The organism is Gracilibacillus sp. JCM 18966 (genome assembly GCF_055392695.1).
In genome coordinates, this window is record NZ_AP043883.1 from 406,515 (window position 1) to 424,102 (window position 17,588).

Annotated in this window: 15 protein-coding genes and 2 pseudogenes; 6 read left to right on the forward strand and 11 right to left on the reverse strand. The window is 36.5% G+C overall.

The window, feature by feature from the left end; genetic code table 11:
• Nucleotides 1-11 precede the first annotated feature (11 nt).
• From pfkB to ACZ5N5_RS01800, 4 genes are read left to right on the forward strand one after another with little or no spacing between them, the layout of a single operon-like run.
• The gene (gene pfkB, locus ACZ5N5_RS01785) at nt 12-956 is read left to right on the forward strand and encodes a 1-phosphofructokinase (RefSeq protein WP_464373147.1); all 945 of its coding nucleotides are present in this window, start codon (nt 12-14) and stop codon (nt 954-956) included.
• Nucleotides 943-2,388 (forward strand): PTS fructose transporter subunit IIC, encoded by a 1,446-nt coding sequence (locus ACZ5N5_RS01790; protein ID WP_464373148.1) that lies wholly within the window; start codon nt 943-945, stop codon nt 2,386-2,388. Before pfkB ends, ACZ5N5_RS01790 begins: the two co-directional genes overlap by 14 nt.
• Nucleotides 2,369-2,824, forward strand: a complete 456-nt coding sequence (locus ACZ5N5_RS01795; RefSeq protein WP_464373149.1) for a PTS sugar transporter subunit IIA — start codon at nt 2,369-2,371, stop codon at nt 2,822-2,824. The genes ACZ5N5_RS01790 and ACZ5N5_RS01795 overlap by 20 nt, the downstream gene beginning before the upstream one ends.
• 24 nt (nt 2,825-2,848) lie before the next feature.
• Complete coding sequence (locus tag ACZ5N5_RS01800; protein WP_464373150.1) at nt 2,849-3,760, forward strand: class II fructose-bisphosphate aldolase; 912 nt, start codon at nt 2,849-2,851, stop codon at nt 3,758-3,760.
• Between the two features lie 61 nt (nt 3,761-3,821).
• On the opposite strand, the gene ACZ5N5_RS01805 is transcribed toward ACZ5N5_RS01800, so the two are convergent.
• The 3 genes from ACZ5N5_RS01805 to ACZ5N5_RS01815 form a co-directional block, all read right to left on the reverse strand.
• Complete coding sequence (locus ACZ5N5_RS01805; protein WP_054787714.1) at nt 3,822-4,295, reverse strand: GNAT family N-acetyltransferase; 474 nt, start codon at nt 4,293-4,295, stop codon at nt 3,822-3,824.
• 126 nt (nt 4,296-4,421) lie between these two features.
• Nucleotides 4,422-4,805, reverse strand: a complete 384-nt coding sequence (locus tag ACZ5N5_RS01810; RefSeq protein WP_054787713.1) for a VOC family protein — start codon at nt 4,803-4,805, stop codon at nt 4,422-4,424.
• 554 nt (nt 4,806-5,359) lie between these two features.
• Complete coding sequence (locus ACZ5N5_RS01815) at nt 5,360-6,250, reverse strand: ROK family protein (RefSeq protein ID WP_464373151.1); 891 nt, start codon at nt 6,248-6,250, stop codon at nt 5,360-5,362.
• A gap of 2 nt (nt 6,251-6,252) precedes the next feature.
• Here ACZ5N5_RS01815 and ACZ5N5_RS01820 point away from each other — a divergent pair.
• A pseudogene (locus ACZ5N5_RS01820) lies at nt 6,253-7,488 on the forward strand (sodium:solute symporter family protein); the annotation flags it as partial.
• A gap of 627 nt (nt 7,489-8,115) precedes the next feature.
• Here the strand turns inward: ACZ5N5_RS01820 and ACZ5N5_RS01825 are convergent.
• Together ACZ5N5_RS01825 and ACZ5N5_RS01830 are read right to left on the reverse strand one after the other, a co-directional pair.
• Nucleotides 8,116-9,396: a ComF family protein gene (locus ACZ5N5_RS01825; RefSeq protein ID WP_464373152.1), complete on the reverse strand. Its 1,281-nt coding sequence runs from the start codon at nt 9,394-9,396 to the stop codon at nt 8,116-8,118.
• On the reverse strand, nt 9,356-10,558 hold the full coding sequence (locus ACZ5N5_RS01830; protein ID WP_464373153.1) for a DNA-processing protein DprA: 1,203 nt from the start codon (nt 10,556-10,558) through the stop codon (nt 9,356-9,358). The genes ACZ5N5_RS01825 and ACZ5N5_RS01830 overlap by 41 nt, the downstream gene beginning before the upstream one ends.
• 298 nt (nt 10,559-10,856) lie before the next feature.
• Between ACZ5N5_RS01830 and ACZ5N5_RS01835 the strand changes: the two genes are divergently transcribed.
• The gene (locus tag ACZ5N5_RS01835) at nt 10,857-11,663 is read left to right on the forward strand and encodes a MurR/RpiR family transcriptional regulator (protein ID WP_464373154.1); all 807 of its coding nucleotides are present in this window, start codon (nt 10,857-10,859) and stop codon (nt 11,661-11,663) included.
• A gap of 37 nt (nt 11,664-11,700) precedes the next feature.
• On the opposite strand, the gene ACZ5N5_RS01840 is transcribed toward ACZ5N5_RS01835, so the two are convergent.
• From ACZ5N5_RS01840 to ACZ5N5_RS01865, 6 genes and pseudogenes are all read right to left on the reverse strand, one after another.
• Nucleotides 11,701-12,393, reverse strand: a complete 693-nt coding sequence (locus tag ACZ5N5_RS01840) for an N-acetylmannosamine-6-phosphate 2-epimerase (protein ID WP_054787701.1) — start codon at nt 12,391-12,393, stop codon at nt 11,701-11,703.
• 69 nt (nt 12,394-12,462) lie between these two features.
• Nucleotides 12,463-12,622 (reverse strand): annotated as a pseudogene (locus tag ACZ5N5_RS01845) (PTS transporter subunit EIIC); the annotation flags it as partial.
• Between the two features lie 294 nt (nt 12,623-12,916).
• Nucleotides 12,917-14,908, reverse strand: a complete 1,992-nt coding sequence (locus ACZ5N5_RS01850; RefSeq protein ID WP_464373155.1) for a methyl-accepting chemotaxis protein — start codon at nt 14,906-14,908, stop codon at nt 12,917-12,919.
• 239 nt (nt 14,909-15,147) lie between these two features.
• On the reverse strand, nt 15,148-15,792 hold the full coding sequence (locus tag ACZ5N5_RS01855) for a class II aldolase/adducin family protein (RefSeq protein WP_277679170.1): 645 nt from the start codon (nt 15,790-15,792) through the stop codon (nt 15,148-15,150).
• Between the two features lie 23 nt (nt 15,793-15,815).
• Complete coding sequence (locus tag ACZ5N5_RS01860) at nt 15,816-17,090, reverse strand: TRAP transporter large permease (protein WP_277679171.1); 1,275 nt, start codon at nt 17,088-17,090, stop codon at nt 15,816-15,818.
• Nucleotides 17,087-17,587 carry a TRAP transporter small permease gene (locus ACZ5N5_RS01865; protein ID WP_277679172.1) on the reverse strand — a complete coding sequence of 167 codons (501 nt, stop codon included), beginning with the start codon at nt 17,585-17,587 and terminating at the stop codon, nt 17,087-17,089. Before ACZ5N5_RS01865 ends, ACZ5N5_RS01860 begins: the two co-directional genes overlap by 4 nt.
• Nucleotide 17,588 lies beyond the last annotated feature (1 nt).

Consider the following 17,588-nt stretch of genomic DNA (forward strand, 5'->3'; position numbering starts at 1 on the left):
TAGGTGAGCACATGATATATACACTAACACCAAACCCAGCCATAGATCTCTATGTAGGATTAGACCAATTAACCCCTGAAGTTGTGAATCGGACATATGAAGAAGATTATCAGCCAAATGGGAAAGCGATTAATGTATCGATTATGCTGAGCAAGCTAGGAATTACCAATACGGCCATGGGCTTTATCGGTGGATTCTCTGGAAAATTTATTGAACAAGAATTAAAGAAATTGTCGATTCACACATCCATGGTCGATGTCGAGGGCATTACGAGAATAAATGTATTCGCTAATGCAGATCGAGAATACAAAATTGTGAATAAAGGACCACTAATATCCAAAGAAAAAAAGGCAGAGATGCTTGAAAAAATTGAACAAATACCAGCAAATAGCACACTATTCGTCTCAGGTAGCTTACCGAGAGGAATCCAGGATGAGTTTTACATTCATCTCGCAAAAATATGTCACCACAAAAAAATTAAGTTGATTTTAGATATTAGTTCCCATGCTTTACTAGAATGCTTGAAATACAAACCATTTCTAATCAAACCGAATGAGGACGAGCTAGCATCTTTCTTTCAATTATCAACAGCTGATCTTTACTCTGAGAAAATCTTCGAGCTAAGTCAAGAACTTTTAGACAGGGGAGCTCAGCAAGTACTCGTTTCACGAGGGGAAAAAGGAGCGATTTATACTTCTCCTCACCACACGTTAAAAGTGAGTTCCGCAAACGGACAAGTAGTAAATACGGCTTGTGCTGGGGATGCTATGCTAAGTACTTTCATTGGAAAATTAGAACAAAATCACTCACTGGAAGACGCGTTAATCTATTCCTCTGCTGCAGGAGCAGCTACAGCTTTTAGTAAAGGACTTTGTAGCCTTTCACATATTCAAGCACTTATTCCAGCTATTCAATTAGAGAAAATAAAGGAGGAGAGTTTTGATGGCACCTATTAAAATTGTTGCAGCAACAGGTTGTCCCACAGGTATAGCACATACCTTTATGGCAGAAGAAGCATTGAAGAAAGCCGCAAGCAAGCTTGGAGTAGAAATTAAGGTAGAAACACATGGACAAGTTGGGGTAGAAAATGAACTTACCAAAAAAGATATTGCTGAAGCGGATGGCGTTATTCTTGCAGCGGACAAAGATGTGTATGCCTACCGTTTCCATGGAAAGCCAACCGTAGAAGTATCTGTCGCAAAAGGAATACATGAAGCAGAAGAGCTCATTCAAACCATCATTGATGGAAAAGCAACAGTATATAAAGCGAAGAAAAGTGACACTTCTGATGAGGAAGAGAAAGAAGCATCAGAAAAAGGAAATAATAATTTTGCTCATTCTATTTACAAGCACCTCATGAACGGTGTCTCTCATATGCTTCCATTTGTGGTTGGAGGCGGGGTCCTAATTGCCATATCCTTTTTATTTGGAATCCATTCCGCTAATCCAGATCATGAAAGCTATCATCCGATCGCAGCCATGTTAAATGATATTGGAAGTCTTGGCTTTCAAATGATGGTACCGATCTTGGCTGCCTTTATCGCTGAATCCATTGCCAAAAGACCAGGGATGGTCGTTGGTTTTATCGGTGGGCTAATAGCAAGTAATGGGGGAGCCGGATTTTTAGGCGGTATTGCAGCTGGTTTCATCGGTGGCTTCATTATCGTATTACTCGGTAAACTACTTGAAAAAATGCCGAAATCACTCAATGGATTAAAATCGATCTTTTTATATCCTTTAATTGGTATCCTGTTCGTCGGTGTGATCATGACATTGTTAGTAGAGCCAATGACCGCAATTAATGAAGGTATGATCTCTTTCTTAAGTAATTTCCAGAATGCCAACCCTATTCTACTCGGTATCATTGTGGGCTCCATGAGTGCCTTCGATATGGGTGGACCAGTTAATAAAGCTGCTTATGTAACAGGCACTGCTTTACTAGGCGAAGGAAATTATTACTTTATGGCAGGCGTTTCTGCTGCGTGTATTACGCCACCGCTGATTACAGCATTTGCCACATTATTTTTCAAAAAATACTTTAACCAAGCAGAGCGCAATGCCGGTGGAGTCAACTTTATCCTTGGATCCACTCACATTACAGAAGGAGCGATTCCATTTGCAGCAAAGAATCCAATTGTGGTCATTCCCATCTTAATGATTGGCTCTTCTGTATCAGCTATTTTGACCTATATGATGAAAATCCAAGTGCCAGCACCACATGGTGGATTCCTCGTATTACCTGTTGTGACGGGTGCAATACAATGGATAATCGCTATATTAATCGGCTCACTAGTTGGAGCATTCCTCTACGGCTTCTATAAGAAACGTAGTTATTCAAAAGATCAACAATCGAAAGGAAGTGAAAACGATGAACAGCAAATTGCTTAATAAAGATCAAATCAAAATAAAACAACCGCTTACGACACAGAAGGAAGTATTCCAACAGATTGCAGCAATCGCTGTAGATCAAGGAATCACATCTGACCCTGATGAAGTTATTGATGGATTATTGAAGCGTGAGCAAGAAGGTACAACGGGCTTTCAAGACGGATTCGCGATTCCTCATGTACAGGTAGATGCGATTAAACGCCCAGCTATCATCATCGTATCTTCAAGTTCTGGAGTAGAATGGAACGCACTTGATGGAAAACCAGCTTCCTTTTTTATCTCGCTATTAGTTCCCAAAAAGGAAGCAGGTACTACTCATCTTCAAGCACTTGCCTCTATTTCGAGAATGTTGATTCACAAAGAAAAACGTGAAGTGCTCGCAAGTGCCGAAAACACGACAACCGTAATGGAAGAGCTCGCAGGGGCGTTCGCATAAAATTTCACTTAAGGAGAGATTCAAATGACACTCGTATCATCCACACCAATGCTAAAAGAAGCGAGAAAAGCTGGTTATGGAATCGTCGCTTTTAATATCCACTCATTCGATATGCTTTACTCGGTCGCAGAAGCAGCAGCAGAGCTTGATGCACCAGTCATTATTCAAACAACTGTTGGCACTGTGCAAAATCTAGGACCAGATAGTATTGTAAAAACAGCACGTGCTGCTGCAGAAAAATTTCATGTTCCAATGGCACTTCATTTGGACCATTGCACGGATTTAGATGTTATCATCCAATGTATTCGCGCAGGCTACACCTCTGTCATGATTGATGCTTCGATGCATCCATTTGAAGAAAATATCCGACTTACCAATCAAGTAATGGATATTGCCAAATATATCGATGTGAATGTTGAGGCAGAACTAGGGAAAGTTGGTGGTGTAGAAGATAATATCGTTGTCTCCGATAAAGATGCTGAAAAGGCGGTACCAGCTGAATGTAAAGAATTTATAGAACGGACCAGTGTACCAACCTTAGCACCAGCCATTGGAACAGCACACGGAATTTACAGTGGTGATCCCGATATCGACTTTGACCGTATAGCGGAAATCGCCAGCCTTGTCGATGAACCACTTGTTCTACATGGTGGATCTGCTATACCTGAAGATGATGTAAAGCAATGTATAGCATTAGGGATGGCAAAAATGAATGTCTCAACAGAATTAAAAAATGCCTACTCAGAAGCGATTAAAGAACACTTTCTAGAAGCACCAGATTCATTGGATCCTAGAAAGTATCTAGCCAAAGCAAAAGATGTTGCGAAAGAACTCGCAAAGAGTAAAATGATCTTAGTAGGTTGTGCCGGAAAAGCACCTGAGATAAAGGAAAAGGCATATTCGAATGAGTATAAATTAGATTCATTACAGGTTTAAGTGGTAAGGGGTGTCCAGAGATATTCGTCTGGGTACCCCTTAATTTTTGAATTCTAGTTTTTTAGTTGAGGGTGAGAATAAACTCTTCAATATCCTTGCCACGCGCGTTTGCATATCCGCTATCTTCACCCGAAATCATGAAACCACATCGTTTTAAAACCTTTATGGATCCAGTATTGTCTTTTGCTGCACGAGCATAAAGTGGACGAATGGTTATTTTTTTTAGAAATTCCCGTAAAGCTTTGGTTGCGATTCCCTTTCCCCAGTATTCCTTTCCAATCCAATAGGTTACTTCTGGTTCTCCAAACTGCTCAAAGTGTACAAGATGGCCAACAACGGTGTTCTCAACGAGAATCGTTTGCTTAATAATATTCTTATTCGTAAGTATTTTGTTCCAGTGTTCAGTAAAGCTATTCCAATCATTAGGGTCCTTACTTGTAAAGGCGGCCATTTGGTTTGCCTCACTGTCCTGCTGATGTTTAAAAAAAATAGGAAGGTCATCCTCTATCACATTCCGAAGCACTAAATGGCTCATTACACTCCCCCTCTGTCGTTTACTTCATTTTGAAAAAACAAACGATATATTTTTATCCAATACTTATTCCGTTCTTACGCCCTTCAATAGAGAAAACAGTAAAGTACACTAGTAAACAAGGAAACCTTATATTTGGCTAAGTGCACAGATAGAACCAACTGGATATTCTATGACAGCATAACTGCCTCTCCCTACACTTTGAGGCTCAGTGAGTACTTTGCCCCCAAGATTTCTACACTCTTCAAGACTTGCTGCTAAATCATTGACTCCAAAATAAACAAGCCAGACTGAGGGAAGTTCAGCAAGGCTTCCAGCTCTTTGACAAATACCCGCCACTGGTTGCCCATCGGAAGTTGTCATAAAATAGTCGGTATAGTCTCCTCTTTTGTATTCACTATGTTCCCATCCGATAACTTTCTTGTAGAAATCGCGTACCTCCTCTGATTGGTTAACAGTTACATCAGCAGAAATAATCGTACCAGGTTGGGGGTTATTTTGATCTTCATTCATTAATAAACCTCCTCTTTATAATTCCATTATAATTTAACACATACGACTCCAAAAGATTTCTTCTCGATTGCTCAAAATCTTTTTTCTCCACTATTTGGCCCATTGTTTTATAAGACGTTTTTTCAGTTTGAAAGAGATTTAATGGTAGTAAGGACGAAGGAAGGTCTTAAAAGTGCTAGAGCACTTGGAAGGAAAGGCGGAAGACCAATGGTAAAAAAAGTAATATAAAAAGGTGATGAATCTTTATCACACAGGATATTAATCGAGCAACATTGTATAGGTGTTTAAATAATAATAAATTAATAGAGTGCTTGAGCTAAAGATTCGCTCATTTTGTTCCAATATCCTATTATATCCGACAACTCACGCTAGGTATTCATTCATTTTGTCCAATATCTTATTATATCGGACAACTCAAGCCAGAGATTCATTCATTTTGTTCAATATCCAAAAAGATACTTCCTGCGAGAATGCATCTCTCCATTATGGAACCCGACTTAGATATCATAAAAACTACCCTCCAAAAGTAAGGAGGGTAGTCCACCAACCGACCTTCATATAGCATCCTTGGGTGCTTGCGATTCTTTTAAAAAAGGATAAATCGCACCATACAATGCCGCATGATTATGTAAAGTAGCCATTCTTACTTTTGTTTTCAGGAAATTCTCTGGTAAATAGTAGGGTATTTCTTTCTGAATAAAATCTAAGAGATAATCACCTTGCTGAGAAATTCCCCCACCAATTACGATATATTTTGGATCATAAAGCAATATAATTTGCGCTAGTCCATTCGCTATTTCCTTTGCCCAGTTATGAATGATAGTTAAGCATTCATGACACCCCAATTTTGCACGTTCAAATAACGTTTCTGGTGTAACTGTATCATCAAGAGATTCCTTTATTTTTGAGATTAATGCATTGGTAGAAGCTCTGGACTCATAGTTTGTGCCTGTAGCTGGATCATATAATAAATAGCCAACAGAATTCGCTTGTTGAAATGCACCATCTATCAATTGATGATTATAGTAAGCTCCACCAATTCCAGTGCCAATAGTGATGCAAAAAATATTATTTTTATCTATCATGGAGCCTTTCCATTTTTCCCCCAATAATGCTGCATTCACGTCATTCTCAACAACTACTGGTACGCTGAATTTCTCGATTAAAGGTTGCTTCCATTCCATTCCTTTATAGAAGGGTAATGTTGGTCCTGCATAAACAATCTTTCCAAGGGCTCTATCCACAATACCAGCAGTACTAATTCCAATTCCAGATATGTTGTATTTTTCCCTTATCTCTTTAATAATTTGTTCTATTTGTTGAAATAAAGCTCGTTTACTAGTTGTTTTGGTTTGCTTCTTCCGGTGATCTGTTAACACTAGGTTCTCATTTAAAATGGCGTACTTAATATACGTTCCACCTATATCGATCGATAAATATTTCATCATATATCCCCTTTTTCAGAAAACTCAACGTAACTACGGCCTATGAATATTTAGAAGAGCGTTTTGGTCCTTCATTAAGAGTAGTTGGTAGCCTATTATTTGTGCTATATCATATAGGTAGGGTAGCGATTGTTATTTATTTACCTACTCTGGCCATTACATCGGTTTCTAATATAAACCCAATTATAATCGCTTCTGTAGTTGGCGGGCTGTGTATTATCTATACCTTCTTAGGGGGAATGGAAGGTGTTATTTGGAGTGATGTCATCCAAGGCATTTTATTAATTGGAGGAGCAATTTTAGTGCTCGTTCTAGGTATATTAACGATAAATGGTGGATGGTCAACTGTCATAAACGATGCATTAGCCAATGATAAATTAATCACAGCCGATAATTTTAAACTGGGAACAGCAGCTGCTGCCATACCTATTATATTTATTGGATCCATCTTCAATAATTTACATCAATATACTGCTAGTCAAGATGTTGTTCAGCGTTATCAAAAAACAAAATCAATAAAAGAAACGAATCGATCCTTATGGACAAATGGTATTCTAGCATTAATCACCATACCGATATTCTATGGAATGGGTACCGTTCTTTTCAGTTATTATTCAAATATGGAGACGCTTCCAGAAGGATTTAATACGTCTGCTATCGTTCCTTACTTCATTGTAACAACCTTACCAGTTGGTATAGCTGGTTTATTGATTGCTGCCATTTTTGCTGCCTGTCAGTCAACGATATCGTCTAGTTTAAATAGTATCTCTGCTTGTATAACGGTCGACTTTAAACAACGATTTTTTGACAAAGCATTTAGGCTCACTGATGTGATCATAGCGAGACTAGTTATTATCGTTACAGGAACTCTTGGTATGATCGCTGCACTATATCTTGTTTCTACAAATCAAGCGGAAACATGGAATCTCTTTTTGGCTATGACTGGGCTATTTGGAGTTCCGATTGCAGGAATATTTGCTCTTGGTATTTTCACGAAGAGAGCGAATGCCCCTGGAGTACTGATTGGTTTAATATTAAGTGCCATTACCTCCTACTTTATTCAACAGACTAGTTTTTCACCATTTGCAGTTAGTGTGATGGCTTTCTTTTCATCGTACATTTTTGGATATGTTGCAAGCTTCTTTTTCCCAGCTTACAACAAAAACACTACCGGACTTACGATTTATACAAAAAATGATGATTTTATTAAGTCAGAGGTTAAACAGAATATTTCTTAGGTACATTAAATGAATGCGCTTTAATAAATGAACCCACAAAGCAGAAAATCATCTATTAAGTATTAATGTATACGAAACATTAAAATTTCGCCAATCCAATCTTATATGTAATGCAAATTCAATGTATAAACAAACTAAACAACGAATGACATAATTCGTTCTTAAGCGGCACATAGTATTTAACAATAAATTCTTTCATCTTCATCGTTAACAATTCCTATTTTTATTTTCACAACAAGATTAATCATCGTAAAAGCGCTTCCGAAATTAATATTTACGTATAGCCTAGACACGATTAATAAGATTAACCAGTGTCAATTCACTTATATTATATCAATAAATAGTAAATATTACCCGAATTATAGATTATTCAATTGTGTGAAAATTTGCAAGCTTTATAATTATAAAGCAAGCTTATCCGCTATGAAGTTCATTTAAACATGAGAAAATTATCGCTTGTAGGCTATATCGTAACAACTGTTATGTGGAAATGTCATCAGTATTAGGGGAATTCACTCTTAATTTGAAATATTAGTTAAAAATTATACAGAACGAACATTGGTATAAAACGCACATAAGAAGAGTAAATCTCTATCATCAAGTCTATTTGTTATTGCTAATTCTATATTAAAACCATTCTGTATCATCAAACTCTTCCTCATTTAAATCCACTTTGTTTAAATGATTATATTCTTCTAAGCCTTTCAGAAAATTAAGGGGCCTGCTATTACAAACTCGATAATTACTACAGCCAAAAAATGCTGCATTATTGCGGCTATTAAATCGCATTTTTAAGTCATTACCACACTGACATTCTAAATGGTGAGGACTGGTAATTAGGGTATTTCTAAACTGATTGATTGCAAGAACTAATATAGTAACTCTCATCGCACCAGCTTCATAATACTCTTTAGCAGCTTCCAATGCTGTTGAACCAGTAGTCATTACATCATCTAGAATCACAACATGCTTACCTTCAAAGTTTCCATTCGCTTCGAAAACACCTTTAATATTGGATATCCTTTCCTCTTGATTTAAATACTTCTGACTCTCATAATCCTTTGAACAAGTCAGTAATTCTGCTCCATTTTGAATGTGAGATTTTTGATTACATATAAAATTAACACATTCATATAATCGATCGACTTTTTGCGATGGTCTTGGTGGAATTCGAGATAAAATATCAACTTTTTCGAAATGTTCTTCTATGAAACGAATTAAATTATTATAGATGGTTTTAAATAACTTTTCCTGTGACTTCGGATAGTCCTTATTCTTTATAATACGTTGGGAAAGTTGGTGAATCGGATAGCGAATATCATTTATAGAGAAATATCTCCCTCCGCTTACAATAGTAGATCTTCTCCCCTCATATTCTTTATAAGTAACAATTACCAATCCCCGATTAAAGTCTTCACTCTTATTCAAAATTGTTGATACCACTTCTGAATAATAACCCTTTAAATCTCCGGTAATCACTTGGTTAATACCTGTAATTGAATTAACTAAAAAATCTGGTAAATTTCCAACTTCCTCATATCTACTCAAATAGTTTTTGGAGAAGTAAATGGTTGAGACATTCATTCCTTGAATATACTTTAAGACATCAAGATCTCGGGATAAAACAGCTAACTCATAAGATTCCATCCCTAGATAAAGGTGCACTTCTATAAGACTTTTACGTTTTATTAAAAATCCACTGAATGTTCCATTATAAATCAAAAAGTCTGGATCGATTCGTTTGATGGCAGAAAGTCTCTTTCCACTTTTACTTATAAACAAGATAGTAACAGTGGAGTCAATTTGGTTCCAAGGTTCATTAAAATCTTCTGGAAAAGAATCTAGGTCAATAACAAGTCCATTTAATCTATTTAAACTGACGAACATAAACCTTTTCCATCCCTTCATCAAGCAAACTCATTTGTTCTTCCTTAGCAACAGAAATAATTTTAGCTTTTTCAAGTGCTTTGAATAGATCTTCTATTTTTGTAAACTTTTCTGCACCTTCTCGCTTAATGTATTTTTTAGGCCATGAAATATTATCATTATCTAAGGCACTTTGAGGAATAAATATCATTCTCTTTTGTTTTAATGCATAATCAGCTTGCTTTAAGGCACCACTAGTTTCACCAGCTTCCACGATTGCTGTGGCAAGCGAAATACCGCTCATTACAGCATTTCTCATCGGAAAAAACCAACGTTGCACTGGGCTCGAAGGCGGAAATTGTGATACAACTAATCCCTCTTTACTTATTAATTGCTGGATCTTTTCGTTTTCTTTCGGATATGCTCGTGTAATAGGTGTACCTAGAACAGCAATGGTTGGATATTGGTTTTGAATTGCAGACTGGTGTGCAGCTGTATCAATTCCTCTTGCCAACCCCGAAGCCACCACAATACCAGCATTCCCTAAATGCCTTGCCAATCTATGTGCTTTTTTCAAACCATCATTTGATGCTCCACGACTCCCCACAACTGAAACTATCTTCTCCTTCAATAAATGAATATTACCGCGTAGAAATAAATAAGGAGGAGCTTCCTTTGTTAAGGCTAATAATTTAGGGTAATCCTTCGATCCCCTCTTAACAATTATGTCTTCTTTATTTAAAGATTGAAATCCCTTTTCTACCTTCTTATAAGCTTTCTGTAATTCAACTTCATCTATACTTATAGCATTACTGATCTTCTGTGCAATTCTGGTGAATTCTTGTTGCATATTAATTGTTTTGTACAGTTTTTCAAAAACTGGTTCAGTCTTCTTATCCGAAAAATTATAGAAAGATTGAATCGTATAATAATTCATTACTTCATAAATAAAAGGTTTTTTTAGTTCCATTTGTTGACGTTGATTACCCTTTGCTAATTCTGGGGCTATTGTTTTTAAATTTCTTTTACGCTCATCTAAATCTTGTCGTAAAAATAATGATCCTGCAGGCGTCCTTTTTATAGGATGAACTTGACCACCATGCACAAGTTGATTTAATCTTTGACTGCTAATACCAAGATATTCTGCAGCCTCCTTACTAAAAAATAAATCATTTACTAATTTCACAATATCATTTCTATCCACCATACCACCTCCCTTCATTAACTTTATCATAACCCTTTCAATGTTTCAATAGTTATTGATTGTTTATAGATATTTTAGTTTTTCAGTACATTTTGAGTCATTAAAGCATAGAATGGCGATCAATTAAAATAGATGTTTGAGTGTTGCTAATGCACGAACATTGATCAAGATGCAAAGTGATTCTTAAACTTACTAAGTACCAACCTCGAATCAATATCAGCAATACATTTACATCGAAAAGCTGCCATTAAAATCTATGTTATAATCAAGATAACTATGGTATTGGGGGAAGCATCACATGAGTTCAATCTTGGATCAAATCCAACTCAATTATCAAACACTTAGTAAAACAGAAAAAAAAGTAGCTGATTATGTTTTAACGTACAATGAGGAATTATTGAATATACATATTAAAGAGCTTGCCCATCAAATAGATGTGTCTGTTGCTACGATTACACGTTTTTGTAGGAAAATTGGGGCATCTAGTTTTGTTGAATTTAAAATTTTATTACGGGATGCTGTAAAAGTTCAGGAAGTAACAGAAGATGTTATTAACAGTGTTCATCAATTTTATGAATCTGTCATTAACTCTACTAACTCCTTATCTAACCTTTCCACTTTTCAAAAAGCTTGTCAATGGATTTTAAAGGCAAAACGTATTCATGCATATGGACTGGGGAGCTCAGGATTGTCGGCTGAAGAATTAAAGTTAAGATTATCAAGAATGGGACTAACGATAGATACACATAAAGACTCCCATGCGATGATTATTGCCTCATCCTTTTTAACAGAAGAAGATCTTGTGATTGCCATCTCTAGTTCAGGGCAAACAAAGGAAATTATTGATGCAAGTGAGCTAGCCAAAAGAAAAAATGCCAAAGTAATCTCTATCTCCAACTATTCAGAAACACCCCTAGCGAATTTGTCTGATCTCATGTTGTACACGGCAAGTATTAAACCTTATCTAGCACAAGGCTTTTTGAATAGTCAGCTTTCCATTCTTTACGCACTAGATGTTTTAAGCATACTACTCACCAATCACCAAGACACGATGAAAACCTATCAACATACCCTTCACGCTCTTGATGAATACAAGAAAATATAAAAAAATGGCAATTCATAAGCGAACTGCCATTTTTTCTTTACTCTAATTCCTTGATTGCATTTGCAAATTTTTCTGTTATCAATTGCGGACGGGTAATAGCACTACCTACCACTGTGAAATCAGCACCCGCTTCCAATACATGTCTAGCCTTATTAGGATTATCCACTTTCCCCTCCGCTACTACGGGGATAGAGACACTCTCTCTGATTTGTTTTATCATAGCAAAATCGCCATCTGCAATATTTTGACCTTTTGTCTCCTTTGTGTACCCTACCAAAGTGGTGGATACACAATCAAATCCTAGTTGCTCCGCCATAATGGCTTCTTCCACTGTTGATATATCTGCCATTAATGCAATATCCTGTGCATGGAGTTTAGCATATTGAACAATATCATTTAAGCTCTCTCCATGAGGTCTTTCATGGTCGGTTGCATCCATTGCGATCATTTCTACCCCCACCTCCATTAGTGCTTTTACTTCTTTCAAGGTCGGAGTAATAAACACTTCGCTATCTGGATAGTCCTGTTTAATAATTCCGATAATTGGCAAGTCCACATTCCTTTTTATTTCTTGTATATCTACAACGGAGTTTGCACGAATACCTGATGCACCGCCTTGCTGGGCAGCAACAGCCATTCTACCCATTATCATGGGTGAATGGAGTGGCTCCTCCTCTAATGCTTGACATGATACAACTAGTTTATTTTTCAACTGTTCGAATACTCTCATATTAACTATCTCCTAACGCTTCTTCCACTTCATTTTTTATTCCAGAAACTTCTGGCCCGTACACTACTTATTAGCAAACACTATATTTCCCGCTGAACTCATAATGGTAGATTGCTTGTAGCCAACCTACATTTAGAAAAGGATATGCCTTTATTGTGGCAGCATTACTGAAAGCCCCACCAATTCCTAATAACAAACCTGCTGCAGGTAATACTGCAATCGGCAACATAAATGATTTACCAAATCTTTGTGCTTTTTCAAAGAAAGAATTATTTTTTTTTCATCATTTCACCTCATTCCTTCATATATAGTGAAAATTATTTACACTTTTATATTACTATTGAAAACTAAATACATCAAGGTTATTTGAACAATTATTTAGTTAAGAAATATTGCTTCTTAATAAAGCTAAATTAGGAAAAGGAAAAATACATAATCAAGGAGACAACCATTAAAAGAACAAAGACCAGCCTTTTATCAAGGCTGGCCTTTATTTACGAAGGAAATAAAGTACCTCCATCTATCATGATAATTTAAATTGTTCCACCGTTTGTTCTAATTCCCTAGCAATTTCGGTAAGTGATGTAGCGAAGTTTGATATTTCTTCCATGGATGCTAGCTGTTGTTCTGTCGCAGCAGAGACATTCTGGGTTTCCGCTGTAGTATTTTCTGCAATATCACTTATTTTCTTAAACGCTTGAGTGAACTCTTCTGCGCCATCTGAGATAGCTTCTACCTTTGATACAACATTTTTAATTTGAGCTGTAATAGTATCTACATAACCAGTAATATCTGTAAAGGACTCCCCTGCATTGTTAGCAACTTCCATCCCTTTTTCCACCTGTTTGTTAGTTGTATTCATCGATTCGACGGTTTGAGTCGTCTCATTTTGGATTTTTCCAATCATTTCTTTAATTTGCTCGGCAGAATGAGAGGATTCTTCTGCTAAATTTCTCACCTCATCCGCAACTACGGCAAATCCCTTTCCATGCTCTCCAGCTCGAGCAGCCTCTATTGCTGCATTTAATGCAAGTAAATTCGTTTGTTCAGAGATATTCGTAATAACATCAATAATATTACTTATTTGTTGAGAAAGATTCCCTAATCCTTCAATTCTATTTGATAGCTGAAGCGTATTTTTCTTAATAGATTCCATTTGAGTTAAAGTTGTCTCGATTGCCTTGTTGCCTTCTTTGACCGCATCCATTGTACGATTAGATGTAGTAGAGACTTCATTCGAGCTAGTTGCAATATCTTGAATCGAAACAACCATTTCTTCAGCCGTTTTTTCACTCGTGGATATTCCGCTAGACTGATTATCCATACCAACAACAATATCCTGAATAGAGGTTGAAATTTGTTCTGTTGCGGTGGTATTTTGTTCTGTGCTGGCATTTAATTCGTCACTAGAATTCGACAAATTATTAGCTTTATCCCGTATATCTTTAATGAGTTGATTTAAATGTTTTCTCATGCGATTAAAGGATTGTGCTAACTGACCTAGCTCACTATTGCCTTCCATACTAATTTCAACACTTAAGTCTCCTTGACTTATTTGATCACTTGCTTTAACTAGCCTGTTTATAGGCATGATAATGGAACGGATAATAAAGAAAACGATGAATCCACTTATAACAATAGAAATTGTGATTACCGTAATCGTTGTATTGAAAATCGGGCGCACTTCTTGGTCAACTTCACTATATAACATCGTTCCACTAATTTTCCAGCCAGTAAGTTCATTTGTTGCAAAAGCCATTTTCTTTTTATCTCCGTCCATCACATAATCAAACTGACCAGAATCGGATGTATATAAATTCTGATAAAAATCTTCCTCAGCCTCCGCTCCAGCGTCTAATGTCGGGTGACTGATCACATGACTTGTTCCATCCAAAAGAAAAAGGTATCCTTCGTTCCCGACTGTCACACTACTAATAATCTTCGCTAAGCTTTCTAGCTCTAAGTTCATTGCAACAACACCTTGATTGTTTGGAGTTGTTTTTGCTATTGTTACAACCACTTCACCTGATGAATTAGATATATATGGATCGGTAATAATAATCTGGTCTTTATTTTCCATTGCTTGCTTGTACCATGGTCGTTCACGTGGGTCATAACCTGGCGGATTTTGAAATGATGTCGGTGCATTCATAAATTCCCCTGTTACGGTACCAACATAGTGTTGTTCTGCTACATCCTCCTTAGCTGATTGAATCGTATCTAGAATATTTCTTGTTTGTGCATCTTTGTCTTGTTCAATATTCTCAGGTTGAATCGTGTTTGATAAATATTCAACACTTTCCATTTGGGCTGATATAAATTCACTAATCGTATCCTCAACAATACTTACATTTTTCTGTGCAGAAGCCATTAATGTTTTCTCAGTTTTGTCCTTTGCACTTTGATAGGAGAACAAACTAATACACAAGCTTGGCACTAATAAAATTAGTACAAAAGATGCGATAAGTTTGTTTCTTAAACTTAAATTAAGCTTCATCTTTTTCTTTTTTTTCAATTTAATTGCCCCCAATAATATATGATATAAAAAAGAAACTTTTTCTATATAAAAGTTCTTCTTTCTATTAATATCGGCATAAACCTTCTTATTCTTGAGAAAAAAATTTATGTTAGATCTAACATACATCCAAAAAAATCCCCACCTATCATTAGATGGAGACTTTTTTAAAGCTTAATTATGCCAATGATTACGTTAGCACATCAATGAAATTAGTTTTTAAAGCACAAGCACCCACTTTATTTTTCCCAGTTTCGAACTGGTTTGTAACCTGAATGATGGATAAAATCATGTACAGTTTCTTCACTAAGGCCATTCATCGGTATCCCTTTCTCTAATGCAGTTATATGCATTTTGGCAGAATACTCTAATGTCTGTAATGCAGTACGAGCTTCTTTAAGGTTCACATCACAAACGATGATCCCATGATTTTCTAGTAAAAATATATTCGCCTCTTTTGCTCTATCTTTTACCGCATTCGCAAGTTCCTTACTGCCAGGATTATAAAAAGGCACTCTCGTAACACGCTCTAAATAATACATAGATTCCACAAAGTAATTGGAAGGAAGCTCTAAGTTCGAATTAGCGATTAATGTACTGTAAAATGGTGAAGCATGCAAAACGGCATTAATCTCTGGCCGTTCTTGATAAATTCCTTCATGCATCAAAAATTCTTTGGATGGCTTTTTCCCCTCCATATGCTCTCCTTCTTTACAGTAAGAAAAGTCTTCCATCTCTAGTTCCCCTAAATAAGTTCCTGTCGCAGATATTATATAACCATCGTCGCTTCTTCCACTAATATTGCCTGCAGTTCCCCAGGCCAAATCCTTATCCATCATGAATTTCCCTGTTCGTTGAAGTTCCATTAATAGTTGATTATCCATTTTCCCACTCCTCGTTAGTTTATTTATTTCAGCCATTCCACAAGACTCATTGTCACAGAAGGAATAAAGGTAATAATAATTAAACAAATGAGTATGGCCATATAGAATGGGATTAATCCTTTCGTTAAATGATCAATTCTCACATTACCGATTTTAGATACTACAAAAAGATTTAGTCCAAGTGGTGGAGTGACCATACCGATAGCTAACGTTACAATCATTACGATACCAAAGTGGACCGGATCAAGCCCTAGCTCTACTGCTACAGGTACTAGGATTGGTGCTAAAATAATGATAGAAGCATTCGTCTCCATAAACATTCCGACTAATAGTAGTAGGATCACGACAATTCCTAAGAATATCATCGGACTGTCTGAAATAGAAGTGATAATACCAGCAACCTGTTGTGGTATATTCTCGATAGTTAAAATCCAACTAAACAATCCTGCTGTAGCAAGAATAAACATAATAGTAGATGTCGTTACGGAAGCTTGTGTCAAAATTTCCTTAATGTTTTCTCTAGTAATCGCTTTATAGAAAAATACACTAATTACAAATGCATACGCTACAGCTACACCTGCTGCTTCTGTTGCAGTAAAAATACCACTGTAGATACCACCTAATATGATAACAGGCATAATGATTGCTGGTATTGCTTCTACAAACGCCTTGCCTATTTCTTTTCCTGATTTTTTTGGTTCTTTTAAATAATTTCGTTTTTTCGCGAGAATATATACGGTGATGACGAGTCCAATTCCAATAATAACTCCAGGTACCATACCAGCAATGAATAAATCTCCAATGGAAGCACCAACCGCTGTACCATATAAAATTAACGGAATACTCGGTGGAATAATGATTCCTAACGTACCAGAGACCGCTTGAACACCGGAGGCAAGCTCTTTATCATAACCACGTTTAGTCATAGCTGGTATTAAAATCGCCCCTAGTGCAGCTGTAGCGGCAACACTTGAGCCTGATATAGCAGCAAAAAACATCGTAGTTACAACGGTTACAATAGCTAGTCCACCAGGGACATGTCCTGTAATCGCATTCGCTAAATTTATCAAACGTTGCGAGATCCCCCCATATTCCATTAATGCTCCTGCAAGAATAAATAACGGGATAGCCAATAAAGGAAACGAATCAAGTGAAACAAAGGCACGTTGCGCTAATGTAAGCAAAGGAATATCACCTGCAACTAATAGTGCTAGGCTTGAAGATAACCCTAAGGAAATCGCTACAGGAACCCCTATTAGAAATAATATGACTAACGATATAAGTAATACAAATATCATCGAAGCTCACCTGCCATTTCGTCTGTATCATCATTGTTTGGACTCAACAATGCAGCAACAATATTGCAAAGCATGAAAAATGAGCCAAGTGGGATGGCAGCATAAGCAAAAGCCATCGAATATTGTAATGTTGGTGTTGTTTGCCCGATTACAATATACGTTAAATGTGCACCATAATAAGATAATACAAGGCAGAAGGTTGCGCTAATCCATAAAACAATTTTTTGCAATCTTTGCTTATTTTTTGCATTAACAATCTCCCACAAAAAGTCGATTGCAATATGCTGATTATGTCTCATTGCTAGGCCCGATCCTAAAAAGACAATATAAATCATTAAATACTTTGCTAACTCTTCTGTCCAGCTAAGCGGTATATTGATAACAAATCGAGTAGTGACTTGTAAGACAACTAATATTGCTAATACAACTAACAAGAATGAAACCAAATATTTTACCCACTGATTGATATTGTCCATGATTTTCACATACGTATTCATT